Genomic DNA, 6,158 nt, shown 5'->3' on the forward strand with positions numbered 1-6,158 from the left:
CGCCCGCCACTTCGCCCGCACCGGCACCCGGCCCGCCCGCGAGATCGTCCTCGCCTTCCTCGCCGACGAGGAGGCGGGCGGCAAGTTCGGCGCCCACTGGCTGGTCGAGCACCGGCCCGAGCTGTTCGCCGGCGTCACCGAGGCGATCGGCGAGGGCGGCGGCTTCAGCTACGCCCTGGACGACACCCGGCGCCTGTACCCGATCGAGAACGCCCAGCGCGGCATGGCCTGGATGGAGCTGACCGCCACCGGCCGCGCCGGGCACGGCTCCTCCCCGAACGACGAGAACGCCGTCACCGACCTCGCCGAGTCCCTCACCCGCATCGGCCGGCACACCTTCCCCGTGCGCCTGATCGAGCCGGTGCGCGCGCTGCTCGCCGAGGCGGCCCGCCTCCAGGGCGTCGACATCGACTTCGACGCCGAGGACCTGGACGCGGAGCTGGCCAAGCTGGGGCACGTCGCCGACTTCATGCAGGTCGTGCTCCGCAACTCGGCCAACCCGACGATGTTCACGGCCGGCTACCAGACCAACGTCATTCCGGGGAAGGCCACCGCGCGCGTCGACGGCCGCTTCCTGCCCGGCCACGAGCAGGAGCTGATCGACACGATCGACGCGCTGCTGCTGCCGTCGGTGTCCCGGGAGTGGGTCAACCACGACATCGCGATGGAGACGAGCTTCGACGGCCCGCTCGTCGACGCCATGTGCGCCGCGGTGCGCGCCGAGGACCCCGACGGCCACCCGGTGCCGTACTGCAACCCGGGCGGCACCGACGCCAAGGCCTTCACCCAGCTCGGCGTCCGCTGCTTCGGCTTCAAGGGCCTCAAGCTGCCGGCCGACCTGGACTACGGCCGCCTCTTCCACGGCGTGGACGAGCGGGTGCCGCTGGAGGGACTGCGCTTCGGGGTACGGGTGATGACCCGCCTCTGGCAGGACTGCTGACCACCACACCGACGCCCCAACCGGCCCGGCCCCCGCGACACAGCGGGGGCCGGGCCGTTCCCCGTCCGGGGCTGGATCTCGCCCTCGCCGGCACGTAATTCCCGTGAACAACTTCTGCCGCTCGACGCGCACCGGCACCATTTCCGTACCCGTCGACGGAAAACACTGGAACACCCGTCCTATTCATTCGCCCTGTGGGACGCATTCTCGAAAAGCTGATCGAGTTCCGAGTGGTCGAAGCGGAGGGTGCCGACATATTTTCCGCATTGTCTTCACGAGGCCGCTGTGGCCGGTTCATACTGGCTGCCCGAGGGGTGACAGGGGGGTCTGGCCGGATTCGGGGGAGTCTTCGGCGGGGGAACATCGTCTTTTACCGCGTATGCGCGCACGTCTGTGTCGTGTGCCGCGCCGCCGGTGACAGCTGCCCTGCCGCAATTCCGCCGCCTTCGTGCCTTCGTGCCTCGCCGCCGATCTCCACACAGAGAAAGAGATCTCCATGAGCACGACGACGGTTACCCTGCGCAACGCGATCTCCAACGCGCGCCAGGACATCAACATCCAGCCGGGCCAGACGGTGCGTCAGGCCGTCGACAACAGCGGGTTCATCGCGGCGGGCAGCAACTTCAGCGTGCGGGACAAGAACGGACAGGTCGTCGACGAACGGCCGGTGGAGGAGTACGCCAACACCGTCCTGTCCGTGGGCCTGCCCGGCGACGGTGTCGTCGGCGGGCGCGGGGACAACGGCGGTCACCACCATGCCGGTTGAGCGCTACGCCCGGCAGAGCGGACTGGTCGCCCAGGACCTCGTCGCCGACGCGCGGATCGCCGTCCTCGGCACCGGGACGGCACTGCCCTACCTGATCCAGTGCCTGACGCTGCTGGGCGTGGGCAGCCGGCACGGGTGCGTCAGGCTCGTCGGCATGGGCCGCCCGGTCCAAGACACCGACCTCGCCCACCAGTTCCTGCTGCGCCCCGACGACCTGGGCGAGCCCCTGGACCAGGCCCTCGCCCTGCGGGCCCAGGAGCTGAACCCCACGGTCCGCGTGGTCGGCGACGACACACCGGGTGCCGGCCGCGAACTGGTCCTCGCCGTGCCACGGGCCGCCGAGACGGAGGAGGTCGCCGCCCGGTGCGCGGTGGACGTGTGGGGACAGATCCTGCCCGCCGCCGTCCGGGTCGGCCCCGACCCCCTCCCGGACGCGGCGGAGGACTCCGGGCTGCTGACCGCCGCGCTCGGCGCGGTCTGCGGAGGGCTGCTGGCCCAGGCGGCGCTCGGGGAACTGGGCGCCCTCGTGGACGGCCCCGCGGTGGTCTCCCAGTGGGCCGAGGAACGGCTCACGGTGCACGCGCCCGGCATCGGGACCGCCACCGAACGCCTGATGAGCGCCGGCAACCCCCAGCCCCATCTGCAAGGCGTGCTGGAGCGGGTGGCCACCGACGCGCAGTCGCGCGCCTTCACCGTGCAGCTGGACGGCCTCGCCGTGCGGCCACGGGTGACGACCGTGGTCGACGAGGACCACGTCCTCGCGTCCGTCGTCGTGCGGGACCCGGGCGGGACGCGTTCGCCGCTGGCGGTCGTCCCCGCGCGCAAGCCGCCGCGGCGCACACCGGTGTGCTTCTGGTCCCCGCTGGACGGCGTGCTCCCCGCGGACGGCGGCCGGCTGCCGGAGAACTGGGGACCGGCGCCGGGCCGCGACGCCCGCGTCGTGATGTGCGGCGCGGGAGCACTCGGCGGCTGGGCCGCGGGCGTCCTGGCCGCGAGCGGCGCCGTGGGACACCTGACCGTGGTCGACATGGACGACCGGGTCGAACGCCACAACCTCAACCGGCAGATCCTCTTCCGCGACGGCGACATCGGCGCCGCCAAGGCCGAACGCACCGCCACCCGGCTGCGGGAGATCGACCCGGAGCTCCAGGTGGAGGCCCTGGCGACGATGATCGGCCCCGAACTGCTCACCGCACCCGCCCGGATCAACACCGCCGCACTCGCCGGAGCCCCGGAGCTGCACGCCCGAGTGCTGGAGACCGCCCGCCTGCGTACGCGTCTCGAAGAGGCCCTGCACGGGGCCGCGGCGGTGCTGTCCTGCCCGGACAACCAGCAGACCCGCTGGACGCTCAACGTCCTCACCGAGCGGCACAAGCTGCCCCTAGTCAACGGAGCGGTGGACGGCCTGACCGGCAGGGTGCACGTGTGCGACCCCGGCACCTCCAGCATGTGCCTGGTCTGCTGGCTCGGCACGTCGATCGCCGACGACCCGGTACGGCGCTCCTGCACGGACGTCGTCGACGGGGTGCCGATCCAGTCCCTCGTCACCAGCGCCGCGGTCGTCGGCGCCGCCCAGGCCGCCGCGCTCCTCGCCACCCTGGCCGGGGCCGGGGACCGCATCGGGCGCTTCCACGTCTGGGACGGAGCCGGCGCCTCCCTCACCGGACACCGGGCCGGGGAGCGGGACATCTCCGAGTGTCCGGCCCACCTGGGCGACCCGCTGCCCGGCACGAACGACAAGGAGCACGACCGTGGCCGTACCCCCGCATGAGTTCCTGGAGGCCAAGGCCCAGTTCTTCGACCTCGAACCGCTCGCGACGGATCAGGACGCCTGGGTCACGAGCGTCGCGGTCACGCTGCGCGGCATCCTCGGCTCCCAGAACGGCGGACTGCGCGAACGGCCGCAGGACTACCGCCTGCTCATCGACGTGAGCCGGCTGCGGGAGGAACTGCCGGCCGTGTGGGTGTTCTCCCCGTCGGACGACGCCATCCAGCACGTCAACGTCTTCCGGGCCCGGGAGACCTGTCCCTTCACCCACTCCGTACTGCCCCTGCTGTGCTGGGGCACGACCGGCTCGGCGTGGCAGCACATCCCCCGGGCCAACCGCTCCCTGTCCAACTTCCTGGAGGCGGCGCGTCAGGTCCTCGCCGAGACCAACATGAACAGCCGGGCACGCTGATGCCGGTCACCGAGGAGGAGGTGCGCGCACTGCGCTCCGAGTACCCGGGCCTGCGCGTACTGGCCCGCGAGACCCGGCAGGGCGCGCTCCTCGTGGCACGCTGGCGCGCCCTGTTCGCCACACAGACGCCGGGCGGCCAGCCCGACGTGACCGCGGTCGGCACCCGCGTCCGGGGTGTCGTCGGCGGCGGTTCCCGGGTCCGGCGCGACTACCAACTGGTCATGGACGTCGGCGCGTTGCACCGGCGGCTGCCCGACGTGTGGATCACCGCACCGGAGGACGCGCAGATCCGGCACGTGAACGTCTGGCGCTCCGACGGGGAGGCCGCCTGGTGCCCGCCGCTGGGCCTGCGACTGCCGCACCTGTGCTGGTTCACCTACGCCGAGGCATGGGCGGACGCCCGGCCGTCCCAGCGGACCCTCGGCGCCGCGCTCGAATACGTCAAACAGCTTCTGAACACGGAGAATCATGACAGTCCGGCACGTTGAGCACGGCGCGCCGAGCCTGCGGCTCGTCCTGCCGCTCGCCCTTCTCGGCCCCGCCTTCTTCCTCTCCTCCTACCTCCTGTCCGTCGGCTGGGACGTGCCGAGCGGCTGCCGCGCGGCGGTCGTCGGACTCGCGGCCACCGTGACGGCCTGGCTCGCCTCCTCCGAATGGCTCGCCGGACGTCCGCCGGGCGGCCGCCGCACCCGGCCCGGCCCGAACACCGCCCTGGCGGCGGCCGCGCTGCCCTGCGCGGCGCTCGCCGTCCTGTCGGTGGCCCTGCTGCACCGCGGCGACTCCGCGGGCGTCTGGGCCGTCATTCCCGTGGTCGCCCTGATCCAGGCGGGCGTCCTGCTCCGGTCGGGCCGCGAGTCGGGTGACCCGTCGGGGACGGCCGGCTCGGGCAGCGCGGCGGCGGCATCAGCCGGCCCGGTGCCGGGCCCGGGGGAATCGACCCGAGTCGGCCCAGTGCCCGGTCCGGGGGAAGCGAGCCACGCCGGCCCAGTGTCCGGTCCGGGGGAAGTGGGCGCAGCCGGCTTGGTTTCCGACCCTGGGGAAGCGACCTCAGCCGGCCTTGAGCCAGGTCCGGCCTCCCACGAACCCGTGCGGCACTCCGACGCGGCGACGGAAGAGCCGGGCGGCCCGGCGGCCGGCTTCGGTGGCCCAGCGGCCAACTCCGGCGGCCCGGCGGCTGGCTCCGGTGGCCCCGAGGAGGACCCCGGCCGGCCGGGGGAGGACCCCGACGACGGCGCGACCCGCGCGGAACCGCGCCCCCTCCCCACCGCCGCAGCGCAGCCACCGCACGCCGCCGACCCGGCCCCGCTCGTCACCGCCGACGGACCGGCCCCCGACGAGGACCCCGAAGCCCGCCGGCCCGCGCGCCGCCCCGAGGTCGGCATCGACGCCGAGCTGTGGCGCAACCTCGCCGAGGCGCTCACCGAACCCGCCGAGCGCCGGCAGGAACAGGGCGGCGTCGCCCTCACCGCCCGGACCGCCGACGGCATGTGGACCATCGTCGGCGCCGTACTGCCGCAGCAGACGTGGGCCAACGCGGTGCGCTGCGAGTTCTCCGTACTGGAGGTCGAGCGGGTCCGTGACGCGCTGGACTCCCTCGCCCCCGACCACCGCGACGCCGTCCGCATCACCTGGCTGCACACCCACCCCGGCCTGTCCGTGTTCCTCTCCTCCACCGACCACGACACCTCCGCGAAGTGGCGGGCGCTCGACCCCGAGTTCCGTCCCGTGGTCGTCGACGTCACCAAGGACGAACTCGGTGACCGCGTCGGCGTGTTCGACGAGCGGGGCAAGGCCCTGCCCATCGGCCTGGTCGACGGCGTACTGCCCGCCGGGACGGCCGGGGCCATCCGGGACGCCCTGCTGGAGCGCTACCGCAGGACGGGCGGGCCCCTGCCCCTCGTGCTCGTCGGCGCGGAACCGTACCGGACATGACCGCGCGGCACTCACCGCCCGCACCCCAGCACCCGAGGGACGAACGATGCCGAGGTCACCGCGCCGCGGAAAGATGCCGGACCACGCCGGAGACGACATAGCCCTCGACCGGGAATGGGGCGCCACCCTGCTCGCGTACTTCGCCCGCTTCCCCGCGGAGCGCGGCGGCGTGCTCGTCGGGAAGCGGTCCGCGGGCCGGGTCGAGATCACCGCCGCGGTGTTCCCGCCGCAGCAGATCGCCACCCCGGTCCGCTGCTCCTTCGACACCGCGGTCGTCGAGGGCGTGAACGACACCCTGAAGGCCGTGGAGGAGACCCGGATCGGCCCGTACGCGCCCACA

7 protein-coding genes are annotated in these 6,158 nt (G+C 73.5%); all 7 read left to right on the forward strand.

Features of this window, described 5'->3' with window-relative positions:
• Positions 1-940 (forward strand): M20/M25/M40 family metallo-hydrolase (locus tag GTW67_RS04875; protein WP_161163558.1); only part of this gene is annotated, 940 nt, incomplete at its 5' end.
• A 496-nt stretch (positions 941-1,436) separates the two neighbouring features.
• Positions 1,437-1,706: a hypothetical protein gene (locus tag GTW67_RS04880; protein WP_161163559.1), complete on the forward strand. Its 270-nt coding sequence runs from the start codon at positions 1,437-1,439 to the stop codon at positions 1,704-1,706.
• A complete protein-coding gene (locus tag GTW67_RS04885; RefSeq protein WP_161163560.1) occupies positions 1,696-3,477 on the forward strand; it encodes a ThiF family adenylyltransferase in 1,782 nt (593 codons plus the stop codon). Before GTW67_RS04880 ends, GTW67_RS04885 begins: the two co-directional genes overlap by 11 nt.
• Positions 3,458-3,886, forward strand: coding sequence for a hypothetical protein (locus GTW67_RS04890; protein ID WP_161163561.1), 429 nt, complete (start codon positions 3,458-3,460; stop codon positions 3,884-3,886). The genes GTW67_RS04885 and GTW67_RS04890 overlap by 20 nt, the downstream gene beginning before the upstream one ends.
• Positions 3,886-4,374, forward strand: a complete 489-nt coding sequence (locus GTW67_RS04895; RefSeq protein WP_161163562.1) for a hypothetical protein — start codon at positions 3,886-3,888, stop codon at positions 4,372-4,374. Before GTW67_RS04890 ends, GTW67_RS04895 begins: the two co-directional genes overlap by 1 nt.
• Entirely contained in the window at positions 4,355-5,818 is a 1,464-nt protein-coding gene (locus GTW67_RS04900) for a hypothetical protein (protein WP_161163563.1), read from the forward strand. Before GTW67_RS04895 ends, GTW67_RS04900 begins: the two co-directional genes overlap by 20 nt.
• Positions 5,819-5,864: 46 nt before the next feature.
• Positions 5,865-6,158: hypothetical protein (locus GTW67_RS04905; RefSeq protein WP_161163564.1), on the forward strand; the 294-nt coding region annotated here is incomplete at its 3' end.

The organism is Streptomyces sp. SID5910 (assembly GCF_009862125.1).
Classification (GTDB): Bacteria; Actinomycetota; Actinomycetes; order Streptomycetales; family Streptomycetaceae; genus Streptomyces.